The organism is Mediterraneibacter torques (assembly GCF_044591705.1).
GTDB classification, from domain to species: Bacteria; Bacillota; Clostridia; order Lachnospirales; family Lachnospiraceae; genus Mediterraneibacter; species Mediterraneibacter torques.
This window is the reverse complement of the sequence record NZ_CP172594.1, coordinates 1,538,447-1,564,813: the sequence shown is the minus strand read 5'-3', so window position 1 is coordinate 1,564,813 and position 26,367 is coordinate 1,538,447. Positions and strand designations below refer to the sequence as shown.

Annotated in this window: 32 protein-coding genes, 1 tRNA gene and 2 pseudogenes; 30 read left to right on the top strand and 5 right to left on the bottom strand. The window is 41.8% G+C overall.

The window, feature by feature from the left end; all coding sequences use genetic code 11:
• Positions 1-38: 38 nt before the first annotated feature.
• The 25 genes and pseudogenes from ffh to ACH9UM_RS07195 form a co-directional block, all read left to right on the top strand.
• Entirely contained in the window at positions 39-1,400 is a 1,362-nt protein-coding gene (ffh, locus tag ACH9UM_RS07315; protein ID WP_227077061.1) for a signal recognition particle protein, read from the top strand.
• 46 nt (positions 1,401-1,446) lie between these two features.
• On the top strand, positions 1,447-1,692 hold the full coding sequence (gene rpsP, locus ACH9UM_RS07310; RefSeq protein ID WP_004845380.1) for a 30S ribosomal protein S16: 246 nt from the start codon (positions 1,447-1,449) through the stop codon (positions 1,690-1,692).
• A 23-nt stretch (positions 1,693-1,715) separates the two neighbouring features.
• On the top strand, positions 1,716-1,943 hold the full coding sequence (locus tag ACH9UM_RS07305; protein ID WP_400091033.1) for a KH domain-containing protein: 228 nt from the start codon (positions 1,716-1,718) through the stop codon (positions 1,941-1,943).
• Between the two features lie 134 nt (positions 1,944-2,077).
• The gene (rimM, locus tag ACH9UM_RS07300) at positions 2,078-2,584 is read left to right on the top strand and encodes a ribosome maturation factor RimM (protein ID WP_004845382.1); all 507 of its coding nucleotides are present in this window, start codon (positions 2,078-2,080) and stop codon (positions 2,582-2,584) included.
• Positions 2,585-2,611: 27 nt separating this feature from the next.
• The gene (trmD, locus tag ACH9UM_RS07295; RefSeq protein WP_009243153.1) at positions 2,612-3,496 is read left to right on the top strand and encodes a tRNA (guanosine(37)-N1)-methyltransferase TrmD; all 885 of its coding nucleotides are present in this window, start codon (positions 2,612-2,614) and stop codon (positions 3,494-3,496) included.
• A 145-nt stretch (positions 3,497-3,641) separates the two neighbouring features.
• Positions 3,642-5,009, top strand: coding sequence for an FIVAR domain-containing protein (locus ACH9UM_RS07290; protein ID WP_004845384.1), 1,368 nt, complete (start codon positions 3,642-3,644; stop codon positions 5,007-5,009).
• Positions 5,010-5,124: 115 nt separating this feature from the next.
• Entirely contained in the window at positions 5,125-5,472 is a 348-nt protein-coding gene (rplS, locus tag ACH9UM_RS07285) for a 50S ribosomal protein L19 (RefSeq protein ID WP_004845385.1), read from the top strand.
• A 179-nt stretch (positions 5,473-5,651) separates the two neighbouring features.
• A complete protein-coding gene (lepB, locus tag ACH9UM_RS07280) occupies positions 5,652-6,326 on the top strand; it encodes a signal peptidase I (protein WP_009319899.1) in 675 nt (224 codons plus the stop codon).
• A 17-nt stretch (positions 6,327-6,343) separates the two neighbouring features.
• Positions 6,344-7,186 carry a ribosome biogenesis GTPase YlqF gene (gene ylqF, locus ACH9UM_RS07275; RefSeq protein ID WP_004845389.1) on the top strand — a complete coding sequence of 281 codons (843 nt, stop codon included), beginning with the start codon at positions 6,344-6,346 and terminating at the stop codon, positions 7,184-7,186.
• Between the two features lie 148 nt (positions 7,187-7,334).
• Positions 7,335-7,871 carry a signal peptidase I gene (lepB, locus tag ACH9UM_RS07270; protein ID WP_004845390.1) on the top strand — a complete coding sequence of 179 codons (537 nt, stop codon included), beginning with the start codon at positions 7,335-7,337 and terminating at the stop codon, positions 7,869-7,871.
• Entirely contained in the window at positions 7,864-8,631 is a 768-nt protein-coding gene (locus ACH9UM_RS07265) for a ribonuclease HII (RefSeq protein ID WP_004845391.1), read from the top strand. Before lepB (ACH9UM_RS07270) ends, ACH9UM_RS07265 begins: the two co-directional genes overlap by 8 nt.
• A gap of 57 nt (positions 8,632-8,688) precedes the next feature.
• On the top strand, positions 8,689-9,051 hold the full coding sequence (locus ACH9UM_RS07260; protein ID WP_004845392.1) for a YraN family protein: 363 nt from the start codon (positions 8,689-8,691) through the stop codon (positions 9,049-9,051).
• A 4-nt stretch (positions 9,052-9,055) separates the two neighbouring features.
• On the top strand, positions 9,056-9,904 hold the full coding sequence (gene pgeF / locus ACH9UM_RS07255; protein ID WP_044929400.1) for a peptidoglycan editing factor PgeF: 849 nt from the start codon (positions 9,056-9,058) through the stop codon (positions 9,902-9,904).
• A gap of 92 nt (positions 9,905-9,996) precedes the next feature.
• The gene (locus ACH9UM_RS07250) at positions 9,997-11,016 is read left to right on the top strand and encodes a mechanosensitive ion channel family protein (protein ID WP_004845395.1); all 1,020 of its coding nucleotides are present in this window, start codon (positions 9,997-9,999) and stop codon (positions 11,014-11,016) included.
• 109 nt (positions 11,017-11,125) lie between these two features.
• Positions 11,126-11,198 (top strand) — tRNA-Thr (locus tag ACH9UM_RS07245).
• A gap of 204 nt (positions 11,199-11,402) precedes the next feature.
• Positions 11,403-12,800 carry an aminopeptidase gene (locus ACH9UM_RS07240; protein ID WP_400091030.1) on the top strand — a complete coding sequence of 466 codons (1,398 nt, stop codon included), beginning with the start codon at positions 11,403-11,405 and terminating at the stop codon, positions 12,798-12,800.
• A 190-nt stretch (positions 12,801-12,990) separates the two neighbouring features.
• Positions 12,991-13,386, top strand: a complete 396-nt coding sequence (locus ACH9UM_RS07235) for an Rrf2 family transcriptional regulator (RefSeq protein ID WP_009243147.1) — start codon at positions 12,991-12,993, stop codon at positions 13,384-13,386.
• 148 nt (positions 13,387-13,534) lie between these two features.
• Positions 13,535-15,439, top strand: a complete 1,905-nt coding sequence (cooS, locus tag ACH9UM_RS07230) for an anaerobic carbon-monoxide dehydrogenase catalytic subunit (protein ID WP_004845398.1) — start codon at positions 13,535-13,537, stop codon at positions 15,437-15,439.
• 12 nt (positions 15,440-15,451) lie between these two features.
• The gene (locus tag ACH9UM_RS07225; protein WP_004845399.1) at positions 15,452-15,898 is read left to right on the top strand and encodes a 4Fe-4S dicluster domain-containing protein; all 447 of its coding nucleotides are present in this window, start codon (positions 15,452-15,454) and stop codon (positions 15,896-15,898) included.
• 3 nt (positions 15,899-15,901) lie between these two features.
• Entirely contained in the window at positions 15,902-17,167 is a 1,266-nt protein-coding gene (locus tag ACH9UM_RS07220) for an NAD(P)/FAD-dependent oxidoreductase (protein ID WP_004845400.1), read from the top strand.
• Positions 17,168-17,249: 82 nt separating this feature from the next.
• Positions 17,250-19,874, top strand: coding sequence for a pyruvate, phosphate dikinase (gene ppdK, locus ACH9UM_RS07215; protein ID WP_400091026.1), 2,625 nt, complete (start codon positions 17,250-17,252; stop codon positions 19,872-19,874).
• A gap of 158 nt (positions 19,875-20,032) precedes the next feature.
• On the top strand, positions 20,033-20,164 hold the full coding sequence (locus ACH9UM_RS07210) for a DUF6075 family protein (protein WP_227070054.1): 132 nt from the start codon (positions 20,033-20,035) through the stop codon (positions 20,162-20,164).
• Positions 20,165-20,283: 119 nt separating this feature from the next.
• Positions 20,284-20,464, top strand: a pseudogene (locus ACH9UM_RS07205) (hypothetical protein); the annotation flags it as partial.
• 72 nt (positions 20,465-20,536) lie between these two features.
• Entirely contained in the window at positions 20,537-20,677 is a 141-nt protein-coding gene (locus ACH9UM_RS07200; RefSeq protein WP_350308076.1) for a DUF961 family protein, read from the top strand.
• 15 nt (positions 20,678-20,692) lie between these two features.
• Positions 20,693-20,911: pseudogene (locus ACH9UM_RS07195) on the top strand (DUF961 family protein); the annotation flags it as partial.
• A gap of 70 nt (positions 20,912-20,981) precedes the next feature.
• Here ACH9UM_RS07195 and ACH9UM_RS07190 read toward each other — a convergent pair.
• Positions 20,982-21,467 carry a transposase gene (locus tag ACH9UM_RS07190; RefSeq protein ID WP_004845405.1) on the bottom strand — a complete coding sequence of 162 codons (486 nt, stop codon included), beginning with the start codon at positions 21,465-21,467 and terminating at the stop codon, positions 20,982-20,984.
• Between the two features lie 261 nt (positions 21,468-21,728).
• Between ACH9UM_RS07190 and ACH9UM_RS07185 the strand changes: the two genes are divergently transcribed.
• From ACH9UM_RS07185 to ACH9UM_RS07175, 3 genes are all read left to right on the top strand, one after another.
• Entirely contained in the window at positions 21,729-22,340 is a 612-nt protein-coding gene (locus tag ACH9UM_RS07185; protein WP_004845407.1) for a class I SAM-dependent methyltransferase, read from the top strand.
• Positions 22,341-22,411: 71 nt separating this feature from the next.
• Positions 22,412-22,588 (top strand): response regulator, encoded by a 177-nt coding sequence (locus tag ACH9UM_RS07180; protein ID WP_009243145.1) that lies wholly within the window; start codon positions 22,412-22,414, stop codon positions 22,586-22,588.
• Positions 22,589-22,657: 69 nt separating this feature from the next.
• The gene (locus tag ACH9UM_RS07175) at positions 22,658-22,876 is read left to right on the top strand and encodes a helix-turn-helix transcriptional regulator (protein ID WP_004845409.1); all 219 of its coding nucleotides are present in this window, start codon (positions 22,658-22,660) and stop codon (positions 22,874-22,876) included.
• A gap of 120 nt (positions 22,877-22,996) precedes the next feature.
• On the opposite strand, the gene ACH9UM_RS07170 is transcribed toward ACH9UM_RS07175, so the two are convergent.
• The 4 genes from ACH9UM_RS07170 to ACH9UM_RS07155 form a co-directional block, all read right to left on the bottom strand.
• Positions 22,997-23,293 (bottom strand): DUF6442 family protein, encoded by a 297-nt coding sequence (locus tag ACH9UM_RS07170; protein WP_009243144.1) that lies wholly within the window; start codon positions 23,291-23,293, stop codon positions 22,997-22,999.
• A 147-nt stretch (positions 23,294-23,440) separates the two neighbouring features.
• Entirely contained in the window at positions 23,441-23,800 is a 360-nt protein-coding gene (locus tag ACH9UM_RS07165) for a DUF3784 domain-containing protein (RefSeq protein WP_004845411.1), read from the bottom strand.
• 17 nt (positions 23,801-23,817) lie between these two features.
• Positions 23,818-24,249: a hypothetical protein gene (locus ACH9UM_RS07160; protein WP_009243143.1), complete on the bottom strand. Its 432-nt coding sequence runs from the start codon at positions 24,247-24,249 to the stop codon at positions 23,818-23,820.
• Positions 24,246-24,452 carry a helix-turn-helix transcriptional regulator gene (locus ACH9UM_RS07155; protein ID WP_004845413.1) on the bottom strand — a complete coding sequence of 69 codons (207 nt, stop codon included), beginning with the start codon at positions 24,450-24,452 and terminating at the stop codon, positions 24,246-24,248. Before ACH9UM_RS07155 ends, ACH9UM_RS07160 begins: the two co-directional genes overlap by 4 nt.
• Positions 24,453-24,652: 200 nt before the next feature.
• Between ACH9UM_RS07155 and ACH9UM_RS07150 the strand changes: the two genes are divergently transcribed.
• Both ACH9UM_RS07150 and ACH9UM_RS07145 read left to right on the top strand, forming a co-directional pair.
• The gene (locus tag ACH9UM_RS07150; RefSeq protein WP_004845414.1) at positions 24,653-25,507 is read left to right on the top strand and encodes a helix-turn-helix domain-containing protein; all 855 of its coding nucleotides are present in this window, start codon (positions 24,653-24,655) and stop codon (positions 25,505-25,507) included.
• Between the two features lie 53 nt (positions 25,508-25,560).
• Complete coding sequence (locus ACH9UM_RS07145; protein WP_004845415.1) at positions 25,561-26,199, top strand: CatA-like O-acetyltransferase, family 2; 639 nt, start codon at positions 25,561-25,563, stop codon at positions 26,197-26,199.
• Positions 26,200-26,367 lie beyond the last annotated feature (168 nt).

The following is a 26,367-nucleotide window of genomic DNA, read 5'->3' as shown; positions in this document are numbered from 1 at the left end:
ATGGCAGATGCAAAAGTAAAATGTAGAGGAGTCAGACAATGGCATTTGACAGCTTAACAGAGAAATTACAAAATGTATTCAGAAACCTTCGCAGTAAAGGCCGTCTTACAGAAGACGATGTGAAGGCTGCGCTTAGGGAAGTTAAGATGGCGCTTCTTGAGGCGGATGTCAATTTTAAAGTCGTAAAAAAATTCGTAAAAGATGTTCAGGAAAGAGCAGTCGGTCAGGATGTTATGAACGGACTGAATCCGGGACAGATGGTTATCAAGATCGTAAATGAAGAACTTGTAAAGCTGATGGGATCTGAGACTACAGAGATCAAACTTCAGCCGGGAAGCGCGATCACAGTGATCATGATGGCAGGTCTTCAGGGAGCAGGTAAGACGACAACGACGGCAAAACTGGCAGGAAAATACAAATTAAAAGGAAAGAAACCTCTTCTTGTTGCGTGTGATGTTTACCGTCCGGCAGCGATCAAGCAGCTTCAGATCAACGGTGAAAAGCAGGGCGTGGAAGTTTTTTCAATGGGAGATAAAAACCGTCCTGCGGATATTGCGAAAGCGGCTCTTGCTCACGCACAGAAAAACGGAAATAATATCGTGATCCTTGACACGGCGGGACGACTTCATATTGATGAAGATATGATGGCAGAACTTCAGCAGATCAAGGAGGCAGTAGAAGTTCATCAGACGATTTTGGTCGTAGATGCAATGACAGGTCAGGATGCGGTTAATGTGGCTGAATCCTTTCATAATAAAATAGGAATAGACGGTGTGATCGTCACAAAATTAGACGGTGATACAAGAGGCGGTGCGGCGCTGTCGATCAAGGCGGTAACAGGAAGACCGATTCTCTATGTCGGTATGGGTGAGAAGCTTTCTGATCTGGAACAGTTTTATCCGGACAGGATGGCATCCCGTATTCTCGGAATGGGAGACGTACTGACACTGATCGAGAAAGCCGGAGCGGAGCTTGACGAAGAGAAAGCGATGCAGATGGCAGATAAGATGAAAAAAGCTCAGTTCGACTTTGAAGATTATCTGATGAGTATGGAACAGATGCGTAAGATGGGCGGTCTGTCAAGCATTATGAGCATGATGCCCGGATTAGGCGGATTAGGCGGGAAAAATAAACTGCCGGATCTTGATTCTCCGGAAAATGACAAGAAGATGGCTCGCATGGAAGCGATCATATATTCGATGACTCCGGAGGAAAGAAAAAATCCGGATCTGTTAAATCCTTCCAGAAAACATCGTATCGCAAAAGGTGCGGGAGTGGATATTTCCGAAGTGAACCGCATGGTAAAACAGTTCAACGAGTCGCGGAAGATGATGAAAAAACTTCCGAATATGATGGGCGGTAAAGGTGGTAAGAAGGGCAGATTCAGACTTCCCTTTTAACACATAGATAACAAAACAAATTAAAAGAAAAACAGAGGTGGAAAAAATGGCAGTAAAGATCAGATTAAGAAGAATGGGACAGAAGAAAGCTCCTTTTTATAGAATCGTGGTAGCTGATTCAAGATCCCCGAGAGACGGAAGATTTATCGAGGAGATCGGAACATATGATCCGACAAAAGATCCGAGCGAGTTTAAAGTAGATGAAGAACTTGCTAAAAAATGGCTTAACAACGGAGCACAGCCGACAGAAGTAGTAGGAAAGATCTTCAAAGCGGCAGGTATTGAGAAATAAGATGTCCGCGGAGGTGCGTACAGATGAAAGAATTAGTTGAAGTCATAGCAAAAGCGCTTGTAAATCATCCGGAAGAAGTTTCTGTTAATGAAAAAAATGAAGGACGTACGATAGTGCTTGAGCTTCATGTCGCAGAAGGCGATATGGGAAAAGTGATCGGCAAACAAGGCCGTATCGCAAAAGCAATCCGTTCTGTTGTGAAAGCGGCAGCGGCAAAAGAAGACAAAAAAGTAGTTGTCGATATTATGTAATATATAATAAGAAAGTAAGGGGGACAGCGTTCGGTAAGAACAGCCTGCCCCTTTTCTTATGCAACAGTCTGATTTTGCAGAATCGATACGATGGCAGAAAGAGAGAAAATTGATTGGAACAAGGGAGAAGTGGAATGGAACAGTTTTTGCAGGTAGGAGCGATTACTTCCACGCACGGAATTCGGGGAGAAGTAAAAGTATTTCCGACGACAGACGATCCGGCGCGGTTTAAAAAGCTGAAAAAAGTGATTTTGGATACAGGAAAACGTCAGATCGATATGGAGATTCAATCGGTTCGTTTTTTTAAACAGTTTGTGATTGTTAAATTTAAAGGAATCGATAATATTAATGATGTAGAACAATATAAAGGAAGTTCCCTTTTTGTTTCAAGGGAAAACGCGGTAAGTCTGGAAGAAAATGAATATTATATTGCCGATCTGATCGGCATGGAAGTGTTTACAGAGGAAGGACATTTCGGAATTGTAAAAGATGTGATGGAGACCGGTGCGAACGAAGTATATATTATAGATTCGGACGTTCATGGGGAAGTGCTCGTTCCGGCGATCAAGCAATGTATTGAAAATGTAGACGTAGAAAACGGAAAAATGCAGATCCGTCTGTTAGAGGGTCTGATCGGATAGATTTTAATGTTAGGAGAAGCAAAAAGAATGAACTTTCATATACTTACGTTGTTTCCCGAAATGGTTGAAAACGGACTGAAAACAAGTATTATCGGGAGAGCGGTCGCCGGGGGACTGCTTTCGATCGAGGCTGTCAATATACGGGATTTTGCATTTAACAAGCATCAAAGTGTAGATGATTATCCGTATGGAGGAGGAGCGGGAATGCTGATGCAGGCTGAGCCTGTGTATTTGGCATATAAAGATATCGAGGAACGGATCCAAAAGCGGATACAGAATGCAAAAATGCAGAATGCAGAAACGGAAGAACAAGATGCGGAAGTGAAAGTGCAGAATGCAGGGATACAAGATGCAGAAACTGTAAGTCCGGATAAAAAACTCCGTGTTGTCTATCTTTCTCCTCAGGGGAAGACTTTTGACCAGAAAATGGCAGAAGAACTGGCAGAGGAAGAAGATCTTGTTTTGCTGTGCGGGCATTATGAAGGGATTGATGAACGTGTTTTGGAGGAGATCGTGACGGATTACGTCTCTATAGGAGACTATGTGCTCACAGGAGGGGAACTTCCGGCTATGGTCATGGTAGATACGATCTCAAGGCTTGTGCCGGGCGTACTGCACAATGACGTCTCGGCAGAGTTTGAATCATTTCAGGATAATCTGCTGGAATATCCTCAGTATTCCAGACCGGAAGAGTGGCACGGGAAAAAAGTTCCGCCGGTGCTTTTGTCGGGACATCATGCAAACATAGAAAAATGGAGAAGAGAACAGTCGATTCTGCGGACTTACGAGAGAAGACCGGATCTTCTTGAAAAAAGCTCGTTAACGTGGAAAGAAAAAAAGTGGCTGGAAGAGACGGTTAAGGAAAAAACAGTTCACGAAGAGCCGGAAGATGTGACAGAGTGCACGAATTGACATTATTACACTTTTTAGCTTGAATTTCCCGAAAACTTGAAAGTATAAGAATAAAAGGAGTAGAATATTTCGTTGGAGAGGTTGCCGGATATGGGAATCTCTTTATCAAATATATCTTTTATATAATAATAGGGAGGAAGAGAAAATGAAGAAAAACATTTTCAAAAAAGCTGGCAGAGTGTTTACATCACTGGCTCTTGCAGTGTCTATTTGTCTGACGATGTCGGTTTCTGTTTTCGCTAAAAACGGTAACGACTTGGAAAACAAAAACATCAATTATCGCGATTATCTTTATTTTGTGATCGATGGAAAAGATTACAAGATGACAGATCTTACAACAGAGCCGGGCGTAGATCTTTCGGGAAGCAATGTGTCTGCCGAAGTTTACGCAAAAGTTGATATGGATGGTTTGAATGCGGCGATGAAGGCGTCAGGTTCCAAAGATACATTTGTCCTGCACAAGAATACATATATGTCACGTTATGAAAAATCGACAGAGCCGATTGTGTATAATTTCCAGGATGCCGGAAACGGTACATATGCGATCGTAGATAAGTCGGGAGCACATATGACATTGGATAACCTTGCGCATGTAGCTACTGTGGGATTGTATATCGGAAAAACAGCGGACAGCTCCAGCTATTATTTCGGTATGGACGCAGTTGTAACAAATCTTTTCAAACTGAATATTCTTGGAAAAGTGACAGCGAAGGCAACTGTAAACTATAAAAACGCAGAAGGAACGATTTTAAAACAGCTCGAGTATGAGACGGAAACAACAGGATATTGGGGCGAGAATGTTCTTGTAGAATATGCGAATCTTCCGTTGATCGGAACATCTTATAATCTTGCGGGAGATACAACAGGCGCATGGATCAGTTACGGATATGAAAATGAGATCAACGTAACAGTTGAAAGAATTGAGCCGGTCTTTACTGGTCTGGAAACTAAAGTTGCAGAAGTAGAGGAGTTCCTTAACAAAACAGAAGACAAATACACAGAAGAATCAATGACGGCTCTTACAAACGCACTTGAAGCGGCAAAAAATATTCTTGCAAACAAAGACAATGCAATCCAGGCAGATGTGGATGACGCTTTGACGGTGTTGACAGATGCGAAAGACAAGCTTGTTTTGGTTCAGGAAGAAACAGTTAATCTGAAGGCGTTGCAAGACAAAGTTGCAGAAGTAGAAAAATTCCTTGCAGAGACAAAGACAGAATATACAAAAGAGTCTATGAAAGCTTTGAAAGACGCGCTTGCAGATGCAAAAGCAATTCTTGCAGATCCGAAAAATGCAAAACAGGCGGATGTAGATAACGCGTTGAAAACTTTGACAAAAGCAAAAGAAGGTCTTGTACCGGTAACAAGCGACTCGAAAGGAACGGAAGCTGCAAAGCAGGAAGCAAAAGCTCCGGTTACAGGAGATCATTCGTTTGCGGGAATCACGCTTTTGGCATCTATGCTTTGTCTTGCGGCAGGAACGATCGTGTTTGTAAAGAGAAAACACATTTAGGACTTGTCAATCGGCACAAAATATGATAGACTACAGAAGTTGTGAAAAGAAGAGCGATGGTCCTCTGACACATTTTTAGTGTTAAGAACGTCAAATATGAAGGAGGTCACACAAAATGAACGATATCATTAAGAAAATCGAAGCAGAACAGTTGAAAGAAAACGCACCGGAATTTAATGTCGGCGATACAGTAAAAGTATACGCGAAGATTAAAGAGGGAAACCGCGAAAGAATCCAGGTTTTTGAAGGAACAGTTCTGAAAAGACAGGGCGGCGGAGCAAGAGAGACTTTCACAGTAAGAAAGACATCTAACGGAATCGGAGTTGAGAAGACATGGCCGATCCACTCGCCACATGTTGAAAAAGTAGAAGTTATCCGCAGAGGTAAAGTAAGAAGAGCGAAACTGAACTACTTGAGAAAACGTGTAGGAAAAGCTGCAAAAGTAAAAGAATTAGTAAAATAGTAACCAGTGAGAGGGACAATTACAGATTTGTATATTGTCCCTTTTTTGTAATTGCGGCGAGCGAAAGCCCGGGCTTGCCGAGATCTTGGCGTCCGCTTACGATCTTAAATTTTCCGGAAGAGGGAAAAGAAAGATGGCAGAGGCGGGCAGTCGGCAGAAGCGATTAGAGCGGAGGGGTTATGGGAGAGTTAGACTTTCGGAAGAAACGTAAAAATACAAACATACGGGGCACGGCAAGAAAGCAGGGAAAGAATTCCAGACAACGCGAACTGAGATTTGAAAACGAAAAAAGAGAGAAACGGTCTTCCGGTAAACGCTGGGGAAAAAATAAAAAAAATACAAAAGGGATCGTTTTGTGGGCAGTGGAACTTTTGCTCGTATGTATGACGGCGGTTTTTCTCGTAGCAGCTTTCGGACAGAGAGTGAATGTTATCGGAGATTCGATGTCGCCTGTTTTAAAAAACGGAAATGTTGTGATGATAAATCACTTTATTTATAATATAAAAGATCCTTCGAGAGGAGATATAGCGGCGTTTCAAAAAGACGGAGACGAGCGGTATTTTGTAAAACGGATCGTAGGACTCCCGGGAGAGACGGTGCAGATCAAAGAAGGAAAACTGCTTATCGACGGAAAACCGCTGAAAGCAGAGTATGTGTCGGATATCGGATATGCGGGAACAGCGTCCGAACCGGTCCATCTGGGAAAAGATGAATATTTCCTTTTGGGAGATAATGAGACTGCCAGTGATGACAGTCGTGAAGAAAAAATCGGCAATATTAAGAAAAAAGAGATTTATGGTGAAGTTTGGTTTGTTATAAAACCGTGGTCAGACATCGGTTTTGTTTCAGACTGATTTTAGGAGGGAGATTCATGCACTTTCAATGGTATCCCGGGCATATGACGAAAGCCCGCAGAATGATGCAGGAAAATATAAAACTGATCGATCTGATCATAGAGCTTGTAGATGCGCGCGTTCCGCTTAGCAGCCGGAATCCTGATATTGATGAGCTCGGGAAAAATAAGGCGCGTCTGATCCTGCTGAACAAATCAGATCTTGCAGAGGAACGGATCAATGACGAATGGATCGACTACTTTAAAGACAGAGGATATTCTGCCGTAAAGGTGAACTCAAAAAAAGGCGGCGGTATGAATCAGATCCGTTCTGCGATTCAGGAGGCGTGTAAGGAAAAAACAGAGCGCGACCGTAAAAGAGGAATTTTAAATCGCCCTGTCCGCGCGATGGTTGTCGGCATTCCGAATGTCGGGAAGTCTACGTTTATCAATTCCCTCGCGGGGAAGGCATGTGCGAAGACTGGGAATAAGCCGGGCGTTACAAAAGGGAAACAGTGGATCCGGCTTAATAAAAATGTAGAATTACTTGACACCCCGGGAATTCTCTGGCCGAAGTTTGAAGATCAGGAAGTCGGAAAAAAACTGGCGTTTATCGGTTCAATCAAAGATGAGATTCTTCAGACAGAAGAACTTTCCACAGAACTGATCAAGTTTTTAAATGCAGAATATGCGGGAGTGCTGGAAGAAAAATACAGTATCGAACATTTGGAAGATGTATATGAATGTCTTACGGAGATTGCAAAAAGCAGACATTGCATCGTGCGCGGAAGCGAACTTGACACGGAAAAAGCCGCAGCGATCCTTCTTGATGATTTTCGCAGCGGAAAGCTGGGGAGAATCTCATTGGAACGTCCACAGTAATTATAAAAAGAAATTCACAAAGCGGGAAGAGAAGATCGTGAACGTCAGATAGAAAAAAAGACTGCGGGCGGAAAATGTGAAGAAAAAGAGCAGAAGCAGCAAAAAGAATGACTGCAAAAAGATGTGCATATAGCAGAGGTTGACTTGAATGAAAGATGTAATAAAAGAACTTGTAGGATGGATCGTATCGATTCTGCTGATCGTGGCGGTATCTTATCTGATCGTTACATTTGTCGGACAGAGAACGCAGGTAAGCGGTTCATCTATGGAGACAACTTTGTCGGACGGAGATCACCTTATCGTAGATAAGATTTCGTACCGGTTCCGGGAGCCGCAGCGTTACGAGATCGTTGTATTTCCGTACCGATATGAAAAAAATACTTACTATATTAAACGGATCATCGGACTTCCGGGGGAAACGGTTCAGATTGTAGACGGATATATTTATATAAACGGAAAACAGCTTGATGAGCATTACGGAAATGAAATAATAGAAGAAGCGGGAATGGCGGCAGAACCGGTTACTCTCGGAGAAGACGAGTATTTTGTGATGGGAGATAATCGAAATAACAGTCAGGACAGCAGGGTGTCCGATGTGGGCGCGATCCATAGAGATGAATTGATGGGGCGCGCGTGGATACGGATCTGGCCGCTTGATCAGTTCGGGGTGATAAAACATGAGTAAAAGTATTGCACAGATCAAAGAAGAATTCGGAAAAGCGGATGAGAAGGAACGAGAAGCGCTGTACAGTATGTATGATGCTGATGCCCGCAGCGGCGTTCAGAAACTGATCGCTTCCTACCGAAAAAAAGAAGAGGCGCTTCGCTTAGAGCGGGAGCGCCTTTCTCTCATGAAAAGTTATGAGAGAAAATACAAAGATGCAGAAATGATATGCGGAATCGATGAAGCGGGAAGAGGACCGCTGGCAGGGCCGGTTGTGGCAGGCGCGGTTATTTTGCCGAAAGATTGTGAAATCTTATATCTGAACGATTCTAAGAAGCTTTCGGCATCGAGAAGAGAAGCGCTCTACGATGAAATTATGGAGAAAGCAGTTGCTGTCGGCGTCGGAATGGCAAGTCCCGCAAGGATAGACGAGATCAATATTCTGCAGGCTACATATGAGGCGATGCGTAAAGCGGTAGAGCAGCTTTCGGTTGTACCGGATCTTCTTTTAAACGATGCGGTTACGATTCCGGAGATGCCCTATCGTCAAGTGCCGATCGTGAAAGGAGATGCAAAAAGTGTTTCCATTGCGGCGGCAAGCGTTATCGCGAAAGTGACAAGAGACAGACTGATGATGCAGTATGATAAGATCCTTCCGGAGTATGGATTTGCACAAAATAAAGGGTACGGGTCGCAAAGTCATATTGAAGCGTTGAAACGTGTCGGAGCAAGTCCGATCCACAGACGTTCGTTTATCAAAAATTTTATTTCAGAAGAATAAAGACAGAAAAAACATTTAAAACAGAATTTCAAAAATTATGAAAAAGAATGTGGTAAAATGAAGCGAAACGTAAAGCAAAACAACAGATCTGTCGGAGCTGTATACGAGCAGGCGGCAGGATATTATCTGGAACAAAACGGTTATGAACTGATCGAGTATAATTACAGATGCCGTGACGGCGAGATTGATATTATTGCAAAAGACGGAGACTGTTATGTGTTTTGCGAAGTGAAATATCGTTCCGGCAGACAGGCGGGCAATCCGCTGGAGGCGGTCGATCAAAGAAAGCAAAAAAAGATTTTTCGGTGTGCGCTGTACTATACGGTACAGCATGGAATTGAAGATGCGCAGTGCCGCTTTGATGTGATCGGGGTGGAAGGTACAGAGATTACGCATATAAAGAATGCATTTGTGGGGTGACGGTATGAGTTTAGGGTTAGTTTATAAAAATGGAGAACATATTTTTGACGAAGTGTGCGGAGAAGTTCCGTTTTTGACATATCCGCTATTTGAAAAGACGGGAGTTGTAAAAAGCGCTTTTTCGACAAGGATCGGCGGAGTGAGCAAAGGCTGTTATGAGTCGATGAACCTTAGTTTTGACAGAGGGGATGACAAAGATGCCGTCATGGAAAATTTTCAGAGGATCGCATCTGCAATCGGAACAAACTGTCACGATATGGTCTTGTCACGCCAAACACATACGGCAAATGTGCGTGTTGTCACGGAAGAAGATAAAGGAAAAGGGATTGTTCGCGAACGGGACTATACAGACGTAGATGGTCTTGTGACAAACGTGCCGGGGATTTGTCTTGTCACTTCTTATGCAGATTGTGTTCCGCTTTATTTTGTAGATCCGATAAAAAAAGTCATCGGTCTTAGTCATTCGGGATGGAGGGGAACTGTCGGAAAGATAGGAAAAGAGACGGTTCGTGTTATGAAAGAACATTTCGGGTGTGATCCGGCGGATATATTGGCGGCAGTCGGACCTTCGATCTGTCAGGATTGCTATGAAGTAAGCGGCGATGTGATTGAAAAATTCAAAGAAGCTTTCGATGAAAAAGATTGGGATAATCTGTTTTACAGAAAAAACAATGGAAAATATCAGCTTGATCTATGGAAAGCAAACGAATCGGTTTTTCGGGAATCGGGAATCTGCAAGGAACATATTGCGGTCACGAATGTCTGTACGCATTGCAATAGCAAGATCTTATATTCACATCGGGAGACAGGTGATAAGCGGGGAAATTTGTGCGCGTTTCTTGCATTAAAATAAAATTTCTTTTAGAAAAACACGGAACAGGAAAAACAGAGAAAAGCAGATCTTATCGAATTGTAAAAAATAAAAGATGAAAGGAAAAATATAGAATGCAGGGGTATCTTATCAGTGTGCTTGGCAAAGCGCAAATGTTTTTCGGCAGACACTTTCTTATGGCTGCGGCAGGCAGCAAAAATGTGTCGCAGTCAGATGCGAATAATGTTCTTGAAACAGCCGGAGAAGTGACGGCTGAGGCAACGGAAGAAGTGAACCGGTTTATCGAGTTTTTTCATGACAATATACCGAATCTGATCAGCTTCGGAGTGAAAGTTGTTCTGGCGCTTATCTTTTTCTTTATCGGGAGTAAAGTGATCAAGTGGATTAGAAAGGTGATCAGAAAATCGTTTGAGAGAAGCAATGTTGATGCAGGTGTGAAACAGTTTGTCGATTCTATGATCAAATTTAGTTTGTACGTTATATTGATCTTCATGATCGCAACAAACTTCGGGGTAGAGTCATCGTCTGTAGCGGCATTGATCGCTTCGGCAGGTGTTGCGATCGGTCTGGCGGTTCAGGGAAGTCTGTCTAATTTTGCGGGAGGTATTTTAATACTTGTTTTAAAACCTTTTACCGTAGGCGATTATATTATCGTGACACAGGAAAATATCGAAGGAACTGTAAAAGAGATACAGATCTTTTATACAAAGCTGGCGACGATCGACAACCAGACGGTAGTTGTTCCGAACAGTATACTGACAAATAACAGTCTTACAAATGTAACCGCAAGACCGGAGCGGAAACTGGATTTGAAAGTCGGCATTTCTTACGAAGCGGATCTTCGCAAAGCGAAACAGATCGTAGAAGAAAAACTGCGTGACGATCCGTCTGTCATTCAGGATGAGGAGAAAAGAGTATTTGTAGATTCGCTTGGAGACAGCGCTGTCGTGATCGGACTTCGGGCGTGGGTCAAGACGGATGAGTATTGGACGACAAGATGGCGTATACTTGAGGAGATCAAGCTGACTTTTGATGAAGAAGGTATAGAGATTCCGTATAATCAGCTGACAGTTCATATGAAAACGGATGAAGAAACTACAAAAGGAAATGGAAATACCCTCGGGGAAAATTAGCGGCGGGAAAATCCACGGGGAAAACGTTTGGAAAAAACTAAAAAAGTAGTTGAAATTTACATTAAAGTAAGATATAATAATTAAGGTTCGTATTAGTACGAATCTTAATGCCGGAATAGCTCAGCAGGTAGAGCACTTCACTCGTAATGAAGGGGTCGTCAGTTCAAGTCTGATTTCCGGCTTAATAAAAACGCAGTTCCGTTTTTTCGGAACTGCGTTTTTTTATGGCGCTCGCCGCGTTCCGGAAAGTGTCTTTCGGCGCTTTATGTGGCTGCGTTTTCCGGTTGAAAATTAAAAAGTTTGTTTACTTTTAAAATACAGAGAAATCGTATATAATAAAGTGAAAATAAAAAAGATCATAAAATAATAAAGAAGGGGACTGCCTTATGGAAAGAAAAAATATCTGGAATTTATACAGCGATGAACAGATTTCGGAACTAAAGGAAATCAATGACAAGTACAAGCGTTGCCTGGATGCCGGAAAGACAGAGCGGGAGTGCGTAGAACTTAGCGTAAATATGGCAAGAGATGCAGGTTACCGGGATCTTGAAGAAATATTAAGATCAGGAGAAACGCTGAAAGCGGGAGATAAAGTATACGCAGTCAATATGAATAAGATGCTTGCTTTATTTAGAATCGGTGAGAGACCGATTTCTGAGGGAATGAATATTCTTGGAGCACATATTGATTCGCCGCGTATTGACGTGAAACAAAATCCTCTCTATGAAAATGAAGAACTTGCTTATCTTGATACTCATTATTATGGCGGTATAAAAAAATATCAATGGGTGGCACAGCCGCTCGCACTGCACGGCGTCATCGTCAAAAAGAACGGAGAAACTGTGAAGGTATCCATCGGAGAAGATGAAAATGATCCTGTATTTGTCATCACAGATCTGCTTGTTCATCTCGCCCAGGAACAGTTGGAAAAGAAAGCGTCGCAGGTGATCGAAGGCGAGAAATTAGATCTTTTGATCGGAAACCGTCCGATAGAGAAAGCGGACGATCTCAAGAAAGAAGAAAAAGACACTGTAAAACAAAATGTGCTCAATATTTTAAAAGAGATGTACGGTATCGATGAAGAAGATTTTTATTCGGCGGAGCTGGAGATCGTTCCGGCAGGAAAAGCCCGTGACTGCGGACTTGACAGAAGTATGAATCTTTCTTACGGACAGGACGACCGTGTGTGCGCGTTTACGTCTTTATTTGCGATGCTGGATGTGACGGAAGCGAAAAAAACAGGATGCTGTCTGCTTGTAGATAAAGAAGAGATCGGAAGTGTGGGAGCTACGGGAATGCATTCCCGGTTTTTTGAAAATACAGTTGCCGAGCTGATTGCCGTGACAGAAGGTGAATCCGAATTAAAAGTCCGCCGGGCTTTGAGTAATTCAAAAATGCTTTCGTCAGATGTAAGCGCTGCGTTTGATCCGATGTTTGCAGAAGCTTTTGAAAAACGCAGTTCCGCATTTTTTGCAAATGGAATTACGTTTAATAAATTTACAGGCAGCAGAGGAAAATCAGGTTCTAACGATGCAAACGGCGAATATATTGCGGCTCTTCGCAGAACGATGGACGAGGCGCAGGTGGCATACCAGTTTGCGGAGCTTGGAAGAGTCGACCTTGGCGGAGGCGGAACGATCGCTTATATTATGGCCAATTATGGAATGGAAGTGATCGACAGCGGAGTGGCTGTACTGAACATGCATGCTCCTTATGAAGTATCAAGCAAAGCCGATGTGTATGAGGCTGTGAAAGGATATAGAGCATTCCTGCGTATGGAATAATCGAACAAATACACGGGAATATATTTTTAGAATATATAAGAAATTATATTAACATCAGTAAAAAACATTCTGATGATGTGAAAAGTTACAAAAAATATATAAAATAAGAAATAAAACAGGTGAAAGTGTAGAATGGATTGTTGACAAAAATACTCTACATTGATATAATTCTAACAAAGCAGGTGATGATGTGCTCTTTACGAAAGAGAGTGATTATGCCATTCGTGTTATAAGAGCTTTACAAGATGGCGGTAAGAAAACGATAAAAGAACTTTGTGAATTAGAACAGATACCATCGGCGTTTGGTTATAAGATTCTTCAAAAGATGAACAAATCCGGATTGATCGAAATACGCAGAGGCCCAAAGGGCGGGTATCAGCTTGCAAAAGATATCGGCGAATTTACATTGTATGACGTAGTAACGGCAATCGAACCGGACTTTGCGGTTATGGAATGTGTTCATCACTCTTGTATCAGAAATGAAAGCAAAGAGGGATGTGCGGTTCACAGAGAACTTCTTGGAATTCAGCATTCGGTAGAAAAGCTTTTGAAAAAAAAGACAATGGCTGATATTTTAAAAAAGTAGCATCTGTGTAGAAAATGATACACAGATGACAAAGTGGGTGTATGCCCACTTTTCTTTCCGACAAAAAGTGGACTAAAAATATCTATTAAAACAGACTCACGTGCGCAGCAGAAAACTATTTATATGAAGTGTTAAGGAGGAAGAACAGATGAATCAATGTTATGGATGTACGACTTGTGAAAGTGCGGATAAGCCGTTGGAGGGGTTTATTAAAAACCTTCCGCTGGAAACGTCTCACCATAGAGTGGAAGGTCAGAGCACAAAATGTGCTTTTGGACTTCAAGGAGTATGTTGTCGGCTTTGTTCAAACGGACCGTGCAGAATCACACCGGATGCCCCGAGAGGAATCTGCGGTGCAAATGCAGATACGATCGTTGCGAGAAACTTTCTTCGTGCGGTAGCGTCCGGCTCGGGGTGCTATATCCATGTCGTAGAGAATACGGCAAGAAATGTGAAAAATGCAGCGCAGAAAAAGAGTGGGATAAAAGGAGAAGGAGCATTAAATAAACTGGCGGCTCTTTTTGAGATTGAAGAAGAGGATATGTACGTCCGGGCAGAGAAAGTTGCCGATGCGGTTCTTGCGGATCTGTATCTTCCCGAATATGAGAAAATGAAACTTGTAAAGAAAATGGCATATGCGCCTCGTTATGAAAACTGGGAAAAACTCGGCATCCTTCCGGGCGGAGCAAAATCGGAAGTCTGTCATGGAGTTGTCAAATGTTCAACAAACTTAAATTCAGATCCGGTCGATATGTTAAAAGATTGTTTGAAACTTGGAATTTCTACAGGTATTTACGGGCTGACATTGACGAATCTTCTGAATGATATCGTGCTCGGAGAACCGAAGCTTCGTCTGGCTCCGGTCGGTCTGAGGGTGATCGATCCGGATTATATCAATATTATGATTACAGGACATCAGCATTCGATGTTTACATATCTTCAGGAAAGGCTTACAGATGCGGATATTACGGAAAAGGCAAAACAGGCGGGAGCAAAAGGGTTTAAGCTTGTCGGATGTACTTGTGTCGGACAAGATCTCCAGCTTCGAGGCGCGCATTATGAAGATGTGTTTGACGGACATGCCGGAAATAACTACACGAGCGAAGCGATTCTCGCCACAGGCGCAATCGATGCAGTGATTTCGGAATTTAACTGTACTTTGCCGGGAATCGAACCGATCTGTGACGAATTGAAGATCAAACAGCTTTGTATTGACAGTGTGGCGAAAAAAGCAAATGCAGAGCTGGAAGAATTTGACTTTGAAAACAGAGAGCAGGTAACGGAGGAAATTATAGATAAAGTTCTTCTTTCTTATAAAGAGAGAAGAGGCGCGGATTGTGCGTCGGAAGAACGGGTAGAACTGAATCTGATGGAAGAGCATGGCAATGAACGTACACTTACAGGAGTCAGTGAAGGTTCCTTGAAAGAATTTCTCGGCGGAAATTGGAAGCCGCTTGTAGATCTGATCGTATCAGGCGATATTAAAGGAGTTGCGGGAGTTGTGGGCTGTTCAAACTTGACGGCGGGAGGACATGATGTCCTTACGGTAGAACTTACGAAAGAGCTGATTGCCCGGGATATTATCGTTTTGACGGCAGGATGTTCTTCGGGAGGAATTGAAAATTGCGGTTTGATGACGCCGGAAGCCGCACAGTTTGCAGGACCGAAACTTCGCGCAGTATGTGAAAAACTGGGGATTCCTCCGGTGCTTAATTTCGGACCGTGCCTTGCGATCGGACGTTTGGAGATCGTGGCGACGGAACTTGCGGAGACGATCGGCGTCGATCTGCCTCAGCTTCCGCTCGTGCTTTCGGCGGCGCAGTGGCTTGAGGAGCAGGCTCTTGCGGACGGCTGCTTCGGTCTGGCGTTAGGACTTCCGCTTCATTTAGGACTTCCGCCGTTTGTAACGGGAAGCGGCGCGGCTGTAAAAATATTGACAGAAGATATGAAAGAATTGACAGGCGGGCAAGTTATCATTAATCCGGACGCAAAAGAATCTGCCGATATTTTGGAAAAGATTATTCTGGAAAAGCGCGACGCGCTTCATATATAGGAGGGCGGCTCCATGAGAAGGATTATTGTAGAATATGAAAAATGCGACGGCTGTAAGAATTGTTCGGCAGCATGTATGCAGGCGCACAGGAAAACGCCGGGAACAATTTATGATTTGGATCTGACCGATCCGGAAAACGAATCGAGAAATTATATTTTAAAAGGAGACGACGGCACATACAGACCTTTGTTCTGCAGGCATTGTGACGAGCCGGAATGCGTAATGTCATGTATGAGCGGGGCGCTTCAGAAAGACCCGGAAACAGGGATCGTGACATATGACGAGACAAAATGCGGATCTTGCTTTATGTGTGTGATGAATTGTCCGTTTGGTGTTCTTGAACCGGATCGGATGACAAAGAAAAAAGTGATCAAGTGTGATTTTTGTATGTCTGACGGTCAGGAACCAAACTGTGTGAAATCGTGTCCGAAAGGCGCGATCCATGTAGAGGAGGTGTGATGGATGAACTACGTGATTATCGGAACAGGAGCGGCGGGGATCATGGCCGCAAAAGAGATCAGAAAGCTGAAAAAAGATGCACAGATTACGATGATTTCGGCAGATGAGCAAGTTCATTCCCGCTGTATGCTGCACAAATATCTTTCCCACGAAAGGACGGCGGAAGAGTTGTCGTTTGTGGAAGAAGACTTTTTTGAGAAAAATCAGATCGCGGAAGTATACGGACATATTGAAGTTATCGATACGGCAAATCAGATGGTTGATACAAAGGGAGGAGAATCGATCTGTTATGACAAACTGCTCATTTCCACAGGGGCAGACAGTTTTATTCCTCCTGTAGGAGATCTTCGGAAAGCGAAAAATGTATTTGGACTCCGGCATTTGAAAGACGCGCAGGAGATCGATAAAATGGCGGAAGATGCGGAAAAAATTCTGATTATCGGATCAGGACTTGTCGGACTGGATGCAGCGTACGGATTGATCGAGCGAGGGAAAAAGGTGACTGTCGTGGAGATGGCGGAACAGATTCTTCCCGTACAGCTTGACGCACATGCGGCGAAGACATATCAGGAACTGTTTGAACAGGCAGGGGTACAATTTTATCTCGGATGCAAAGCCGAAGGCGCGGTATGCGAAGCTGACGGTATGATTCGTGCGGTTACTCTTGATACGGGAAAACAGCTTTTATGCGATCTCATCATCGTGGCGGCTGGCGTACGTCCGGCAGTCGGGTTTTTAGAAAAAAGTGAGATCGAGGTCGAACGAGGAATCAAAGTAAATTCTAAGATGGAGACAAATGTACCGAACGTATATGCGGCGGGAGATGTTACGGGATTGTCGGGCATCTGGCCGAACGCGATGAAGCAGGGACAGACGGCGGCAAGAAATATGTGCGGAGTCGGTACAGAGTATACGGATACATTTGCCGCGAAAAATACGATCAACTTTTTCGGACTGGTTACTCTTTGCCTCGGAAGGATCAGACAGGAAGAAGGGGATGAGATCTTTGTCGAGGAAGACAGAAACGTATATCGCCGTCTGATCATGAAAGACGGAGTACCGGAAGGAATTTTGCTTCAGGGAGATATTGCGCATTCGGGAATATGGCAATATATGATCAAAAGTAAGATAGATATCAGTTCTATGAAAAATAAGATTTTTAAGATTACGTTTGCTGATTTTTACGGAATCGGAGATCGTGGGAAATATGTGTGGAAAATAGACGAAAAGATGGACAAAAAGACAGACAAAAGCCGACAAAACGCTTGACGCAAGTGAATAAAACCATTAGAATATTATATGCGAATTATAGCAGAAATATTTGCAAAATTTTTTAGGAGGTCATTGTGACATGGCAAAATGGGTTTATATGTTCACAGAAGGTAACGCAACAATGAGAAACCTTCTTGGTGGAAAAGGCGCGAACCTTGCAGAGATGACAAGTCTCGGACTCCCTGTACCGCAGGGATTTACTGTAACAACAGAGGCTTGTACACAGTATTATGAAGATGGCAGAAAGATCAACGACGAAATTATGAGTCAGATCATGGACGCTATTGTTAAATTGGAAGAGATCACAGGAAAGAAATTCGGAGATAAAGAGAATCCTCTTCTTGTTTCCGTTCGTTCCGGAGCAAGAGCTTCCATGCCGGGTATGATGGATACAATTCTTAACCTCGGTCTTAACGAAGAAGTTGTAGAGACTCTTGCAGAGGCTTCCGGAAATGCTCGTTGGGCATGGGACTGCTACAGAAGATTCATCCAGATGTATTCTGATGTAGTTATGGAAGTTGGTAAGAAATACTTTGAAGAGCTTATCGACAAAATGAAAGAAGAAAAAGGCGTTACTCAGGACGTTGATCTTACAGCAGAAGATCTTAAGACTCTTGCCGGACAGTTTAAAGCTGAGTACAAAGAGAAGATCGGAGCAGATTTCCCGTCAGACGCAAAAGAGCAGTTAATGGGAGCTGTTAAAGCTGTATTCCGTTCATGGGATAACCCGAGAGCAAACGTATACCGCCGTGACAATGATATCCCGTATTCATGGGGAACTGCTGTCAACGTACAGATGATGGCATTCGGAAATATGGGAGATGACTGTGGTACAGGTGTTGCATTTACACGTGACCCTGCTACAGGAGAGAACGGACTTTTCGGAGAGTTCCTTACAAATGCACAGGGCGAAGACGTAGTTGCAGGTGTTCGTACACCGATGCACATTTCCGAGATGGAACAGAAATTCCCGGAAGCGTTCGCACAGTTCAAAGATGTGTGCAAAACACTTGAAACACACTACAGAGATATGCAGGACATGGAGTTTACTGTAGAGCATGGTAAACTGTTCATGCTTCAGACTCGTAACGGTAAGAGAACAGCTCAGGCAGCTCTTAAGATCGCTTGTGACCTTGTTGACGAGGGAATGAGAACAGAAGAAGAAGCTGTAGCTATGATCGATCCGAGAAACCTTGATACACTTCTCCATCCGCAGTTCGATGCTGCCGCACTGAAAGCCGCAACACCGATGGCAAAAGCACTTGGAGCATCTCCGGGAGCTGCTTGCGGTAAGATCGTGTTCACAGCTGACGACGCTGTTGAATGGGCTGCAAGAGGAGAAAAAGTAATCCTTGTTCGTCTTGAGACATCACCGGAAGACATCACAGGTATGAAATCCGCACAGGGTATCCTGACAGTTCGCGGTGGTATGACATCTCACGCAGCCGTTGTTGCACGTGGTATGGGTACATGCTGTGTATCTGGATGCGGAGACATCACAATGGATGAAGCAAACAAGAAATTCACATTAGCAGGAAAAGAGTTCCACGAGGGAGACAGCATTTCTCTTGACGGATCTACAGGAGCTATTTATGACGGAATCATCCCGACAGTAGATGCTACGATCGCAGGTGAGTTCGGAAGAATCATGGGATGGGCTGATAAATACAGAACAATGAAAGTTCGTACAAACGCAGATACACCGGCTGACGCTAAGAAAGCCCGCGAACTTGGAGCAGAAGGTATCGGACTTTGCCGTACAGAGCATATGTTCTTTGAAGGCAACAGAATCGACGCTTTCCGTGAGATGATCTGCTCTGAAACATTAGAGGAAAGAGAAGCGGCTCTTGAAAAAATCCTTCCGGAGCAGCAGGGTGACTTCGAGGCTCTCTATGAGGCTCTTGAAGGAAATCCGGTTACAATCCGTTTCCTTGATCCGCCGCTTCATGAGTTCGTTCCGACAGAGGAAGAGGACATCAAGAAACTGGCTGACGCACAGGGCAAGACAGTTGATCAGATCAAAGCAATTATCGACAGCCTGCACGAGTTTAACCCGATGATGGGACATCGTGGATGCCGTCTGGCAGTGACATATCCGGAAATCGCTAAGATGCAGACAAGAGCTGTTATCCGCGCAGCGATCAATGTACAGAACGCTCATCCGGACTGGACAGTAAAACCGGAGATCATGATTCCGCTCGTAGGCGATGTAAAAGAGTTAAAATATGTTAAGAAGTTCGTTGTTGAGACAGCAGACGCTGAAATCGCAGCAGCAAACAGCAGCCTGAAATATGAAGTAGGTACAATGATCGAGATCCCGAGAGCTGCTCTTACAGCAGACGAGATCGCAAAAGAAGCTGACTTCTTCTGCTTCGGTACAAACGACTTGACACAGATGGCATTTGGATTCTCTCGTGATGACGCAGGTAAGTTCCTTGATGCTTATTACGATGCTAAGATCTTCGAGAACGATCCGTTTGCAAAACTGGATCAGACAGGCGTTGGTAAGCTGATGGATATGGCGATCACATTAGGAAAACCGGTTAATCCGAATCTTCACGTAGGAATCTGTGGAGAGCACGGCGGAGATCCGAGTTCTGTAGAATTCTGCAACAAACTTGGTCTTGACTATGTATCCTGCTCACCGTTCCGTGTGCCGATCGCAAGACTGGCAGCAGCACAGGCAGCTATCGCAAATAAATAGGAGTTCTCATAGAACTTAATTAAAAAATGAAATAAGATAAGCGTATCATTAGAAATAGTGGTACGCTTATTTTTCGGCTCTTTGTCAAGAGTTGGGGTAAAAGATTTATTACAGGGGCTGTGAAATAACAGTCTCTTTTTCTATTTGGAAAGGAAAAATTGTCTACACCTTATGAGATATTTGAATGTGGATATGCTCCGTATTTTTTTGAGGCAATCCGTCTGAACTATCCAGACTACTGTCGGGAGCTACCAACTATGAAACCGCAGATACGACCAAAAGAGCGATAGGAGGAGTTAAAGATGGAAACATCAGAAAAGGTTGTGCTAAGAGAGCAACCAGAAATAAAAGATTTGTTGCAGACTTTAATGAAACAAGGGCTGAAAAAAGAGCAAAGAAGAAGTTATCCGATTGTATTGACATCAATACAGATTTTAAGAATGGTCTACGAGACCAGAGCTGACGCAAGCTCACGCATGAGTGCCGACCAGATTTCAGATGTAGCGTTATCCTTAGAGTATGTTAAACAGTATGGCGAAGCTCACAAGGAACTGAATTACAAACAAGCCTGTCTGTTGGAACAATGTGTAGCCAGACGAAGCTATAACCTTTATTCTGATGTGCAGAGAGGGGAAATGTTGTAGTAGAAATTCCCGTACAGGCTGGCGAAAAGAAGTTCAAGTAAGCAGAAAGTAAAACTTGTCAATCCGAAGTTATACGGCAGAGGTTACGCAATCGGGGATATGGGACATACCGATTATGTGTTAGTTGTTGACGATATTGTAGCAGTTAAAGAAAAGTAAAGGAGTGAAAAAATTATGAGATTATCAAACGGGTTTGTCATTGACAAAGAAAAAACATTTGGAGAATTAAAATTTACAGCGGTGCGTGATGTATTCTTGCAGAATGAGGACGGGACACCGAGTACCCAGCTTAAAAAGCGTATCTATGATTTAAAATGCAGTCTGCATGGTGGAATTATCCCTGTGTGTGTACCGCCAGAAGTACCGTTAAGGGAATTTCCGTACAATGCAGTTGGGATACCATACGTTTGTTTGAAGTGCTTCATCAAAGGAATGAAACAGTCCATATCTGAACGATAATGGTTCACGCCAACAACTGCGATATATATTTGTTGGCGTTTGCTTCAAACTTGGAACCATCGATGTAGATATGTTGCAAATCCACATGCTCCTCGTTGAAGATTGCTTGATTGATGTCGTTAAAAATGTTTTCAATCTTATCCTGAAGTACTTCGTTGATGAAATATCCAAAGGTTCGGTATGATGGAGTATGGTGATCCATGAGATACATGAATCTGATATTGACTTTGCAGTTGTCTTCCGGTTCTCTCAGGGAGCAGTAGCCGCTGGTCATAAATCCGAAAAGTACCGTTTTTAACATGTTGAACGGATTATATCTGAGTCGTCCAGTTGTGTACTCCGGAATATCTGTCAGATACTTATTTAAATCGATTACTCCCATCAATCTGTCAAATGTTAAAACAGGATCCAGCAGATCCAAACAATCTGAAAGAAACAGTGGTAAATATCCTTGTTTTGGGTTATTATAATTTACAGTTGAAATTTTCATCGCAAGTTAATTTTAATATAAAAGAGGACCTTTCGTTCATTTTGAACGAAAAGTCCTCTTTTTCCGTAGAGACTGTTATTTCACAGCCCCTTTTTTTATCATGTTCATGATGATATAGAAAATGAAAATCTATGGAATTCATACAGAATCAGCAATTTGTTCGGAGGCTTTCTGCGGTGCTTCTCCGGACAGATTGGACAGTTTGCCGAAAGTGTGATATAATCGAGTTAGTTAAAACTAACTTAGAAAGGAGCATTGTGCATGTCTTTTTTTCAAAATACTTGTAAACCTGAAGGGATTGGCGGAAAAATTATGGTTAATATGATGAATGCCGGACATTCATCTATGGCTGAATGGGGATTTACACATATAGAGATTAGAAATGATTACAGATGTCTGGATATTGGATGTGGCGGTGGGGCAAATGTAAAAAAGCTATTAGTAAAAACCCCATACGGCAAGGTGATCGGCATTGATTATTCAGAAGTTAGTGTAATAAAATCCTCAAAAATCAATAAGGCAGAAATAGAAAATAAGCATTGTGAAATCTTGCAGGGTAATGTAATGAAACTGCCTTTCCGAAAAGAAACTTTTGATATAATTACTGCGTTTGAAACAATATATTTTTGGCCTGATATTAATGAGGCATTTAAGCAAGTATATCGAGTTTTGAAAGTCAGCGGAACTTTTATGATTTGCAACGAATCAAATGGCGAAAATTCTAAAGAAGAAAAGTGGACTAAGATTATACAGGGAATGAAAATATACAATTCTGAACAAATAAAAAAATCTTTGGAGGATGCAGGTTTTACAGACATAAAAATACACAAAAATAAAAAAGGATGGCTCTGCGTAGTTTGTAAAAAAGGATAAGATGCAGATGAAAATATAGTATTTTAGCGTAAAGGAATTACAAGTTTTATATTGAAATGAGGTGGTCATATTTGGTAACAGAAAAAGAAAAAGGGCCAGAAACTATTTTAATTGTAGATGATGATTCGGAAATTCGTGAAATTCTTCGTATTCTATTATGTAGAAATGGTTTTATTGTCAAAGAAGCTGCCGATGCGAAGGAAGCTCTGTTAAAACTAGACTCCAGTATTGACTTTTTCTTCTGTTGAGCTTATATCAAGGGTTATGAATGTGAGTTGCAGCAAGAGGTAGATGAAACATTATAAAGGAGATATGATATGGCAATAATTTTAAGGCTTGATAGAATGATGGCAGATAGAAAAATAAGCTTAAACGAACTATCCGAAAAGGTTGGTATTGCAAATGTCAACTTATCCAAAATTAAGACCGGAAAGGTAAGTGCTATTCGCTTTTCAACCTTAAATGCCATCTGTGACGCATTAGACTGTCAACCCGGCGATATTTTAGAATTTCAAAAGGACACACAAGAAGATTGATTTATTAAAAGGGGATGTGACAAAACTCAATCGAGTTTTGTCACATCCTCTTCGTGTGCCGCTGCAGGGCGGCTGTTATTCAGTTGTAAAATAAAAGAGGGCGGTAGCACTTTGGGTTATCTATCCTGTAATTCCAAACCATATCAACAATGCAATCCCTATAATCAGGAAAACAATTCCAACTTGCTTGAAGGGTTTTGCCTCATACTGCTTAAATTCATAAAACAGTAAAAATGCAACGCCAAAAAATAATATCGATATTGTTCCTTTCCATGCCGGATTTCCCTTTATTATGCACATTATCGTTAATACTTGGGTAATAGCTATTATCCATTCAAAGGCATAAACTTTTGCGTCTTTTCCTATTTTTTCATCTCGCTCGTCTTTTATTGTTCTTTGTCTTGGTGGCTGTTTCATATCGTAACTCCTCCTAATTTTTATGTTTATAGTACATGAAAGTAAAGGTTTTTGTGAACATTGAAATCGAAAAAGCAAATTCATGCGTGTTCCTTTACCGTACATGAGCATTTTCGTTTTGTTGTGAAACATATCATTTTGATTTTGCTATTTCTTACAGTTCTTAAAACCGCGAGTAGTCGCTATAATTGCAACAAAAAGTATGTAAATGCAAATCCCGAGAGAAACAACAGTTATTTCAGTTCCATAATTTGAGATTGTATTATCTTGAATAGCCGGAACTGCTCTAAACTGAATATATGAAACAAGTCCGATTAATCCAAAGTCAATTAAAGTCATAAAAATTCCTGCTTGCCTACTTACTTTTTTTACATCATATTTTGTTAATTCCTCTGCATTTTTTGTGTTAAAACCGGTAACAAGCATACTTCCCTTTCCTGTCAGCAAAATAATTGTTGCGATAATAGCAACGCCAACTATTCCCCACATAAACCAAACAAACCACATAATAGCACCTCTCCTTATTATTTATAGTTCTTGATCAAATAAGTTATTTCTGTAATGATCATACATAGCCATTGAAATAGAATGAAGAAAAAAATCGTTTCCACAAAATATGCGGGTACAAAAATCAGTATAAAGAGGGAGAGAGGGAAAATTATATTTAGAAAAGAGCCGTTAAATAACATGATTTTTTCCAATGTAATTATTTGGTACTCATCAAACTTTTTTCTTCTTAAAGCAGAAAATGTATCAATAATAATTGCTACGCCAATCATTCCAAGTCCAACATATTTCATGTTTTTGTTTTGGATAAATAAAGACCATCGGCTATCAGAGAGAAAGTGATCATATTTAAATACAAATTCAGATGAAACTATAAATATTATGGCGTAAATTGCAGTAATCAAGGCTATATAAATTGCATTAGTCATAGGATTTTTTAATGATTTCATTTTCTTTCACTCTCCTTAAAAATGAATACTTCTTCAATGGTCATATGAAACAGTTGTGCAATATCATAAGCCAACCAAAGTGACGGGTCATATTTTCCGGTTTCAATAGCGTTGATTGCCTGTCTTGAAACATGAACCTTTTCTCCCAGTTTTTTTTGTGTCAGATTCTCCTTTTCACGCAATTCTTTTACTCGGTTTTTCAAAAAATCCCCCTCCCTTTATGTCATGCTAGCCTTACATTGTCATTATAGCATGTCATATATAAATGTCAAGCCAGCATGACATTTATTAAGACAGGGAAGCATTAATTTTATGTCTGAAAGAGTAAATAATCAATATAGCAAGAATTGTGAAAACACAAACCGGATTATTTGTTATATTATAATTCGTAGGGAGGCTTCTTATGGAAAATAAAACGGTTATCAGCATTGAAACGGTCATAGGTTATATTGAAGATCATCTCAGCGGAAAGCTTGATCTTGAAACTGTTGCCACAGCGGTTAATTACTCAAAATATCATTTGCATCGTATATTTACTAAAACAGTCGGGATGACAATGCACGATTATGTTCAGAGAAGGCAGCTTACCGAAGCTGCAAAGTTATTAGTATTCTCAGACAAACCGATCATTGAAATTGCTTTTATCTGCGGATATGAAAGTCAGCAATCTTTTACTACTGCTTTTACAGCTATGTATAAGACATCGCCTGCGCAATATCGTGACAAGCAGGCGTTCTACCCTTTGCTGCTGCGATTTACTTTACACGACAAAATGCAAAGCGCCGCACTAACAAAGAACGATATACGGCTTGCGGTTATGGAGGATATACCTTCCTGGATGGAGTTACTTCGGTTGGTGGTTGACGGATATCCTGTTTTAGATGAAACAGACTACTTACACAAATTAAAGATATTTATCCGAAACAGGCAGGCGTTGGTTTTGAAAGACGGAGATTTGTTGATCGGCGCTTTGGCTTTTGGTGTTTTGCCGTGCAGTATTGAATTTATGGGGATACATCCGCAATACCGAAAAAGAGGGATTCAAAAGATTTTTTTGGATGCGTTGTTGGAAGATTATTGTCCGGATCAGGATATTTCAATAACAACTTATAGGAAAGGAGACAGAGCCGATACAGGATACCGCGAAGAACTGCGGCAGCTTGGTTTTGCAGAACGAGAGCTTTTAATAGAATTCGGTTATCCAACACAGCGTTTTGTATTCCACGCAAAGCATTCAGAAACAAATAATGACAAATAGCTTTGTGAAAACAGAATAAAAATCTAATTTGTAAATTATGTGAGGAAATAACAATGTGCGTAAGAGAAATAGATCCGAAAGAAACTACGAGAACTTTGGCATTTGAGCTTTGGATGAAAGCTCCGAACCCTATGGTTACATTTTTCAAGACTTACGATGTAATGCCATTGATCAAAGTAAGCAAAAGCCGCGGTATGAAGTTCAACATGCTTCTTGACTTTTGTATAGGCAAGGCTGCTGTTTCAGTAAAAGAATTTTATTTATTGCCCGTGGGAGACAAGTTGATACAGTATGATAAACTTGCTGTTAATACGATTGTTGAAAATAAAGACGGAGAAGTTAGTTCGTGCGATATTGCCTGTACGGATAATCTTGAAAAATTTAATGCCGATTATCTAAGATATACAACAGAAGTGTGCAATACTTGTATTGACCACGATCTATCGGATGAATATATGGTCATAGGAACTTCGGCTATTGTAAATGTAGAACTGGATGGAGCTGTTGGGATGAACAGCGGAATTTTCAACAATCCTTTTATGATATGGGGAAGGTATCGCATGGACGGTGAAAAGGCTCTCTTATCAATTTCTTTTCAGTTTCACCATACGCAAATGGACGGTGCGCATGCAGGTAAATTTCTAAAGAATCTGCAGGAAGAAATTGAAAGACTGCCATATCTGTTGTCCTAAATGAAAAAAACTCTTGCCAAAAAAGATGATTTAGTATATACTACCAGAAGTTAGCTGCAACTAATCAATGGCGCTTTAAAGCGGCTGTAAACTGCCGCTTATTTTTTTGATCAAGAGTTAGCAATAACTAATCACAAGACGTCATTTGATTTGCGCGGGGCAGAAAAA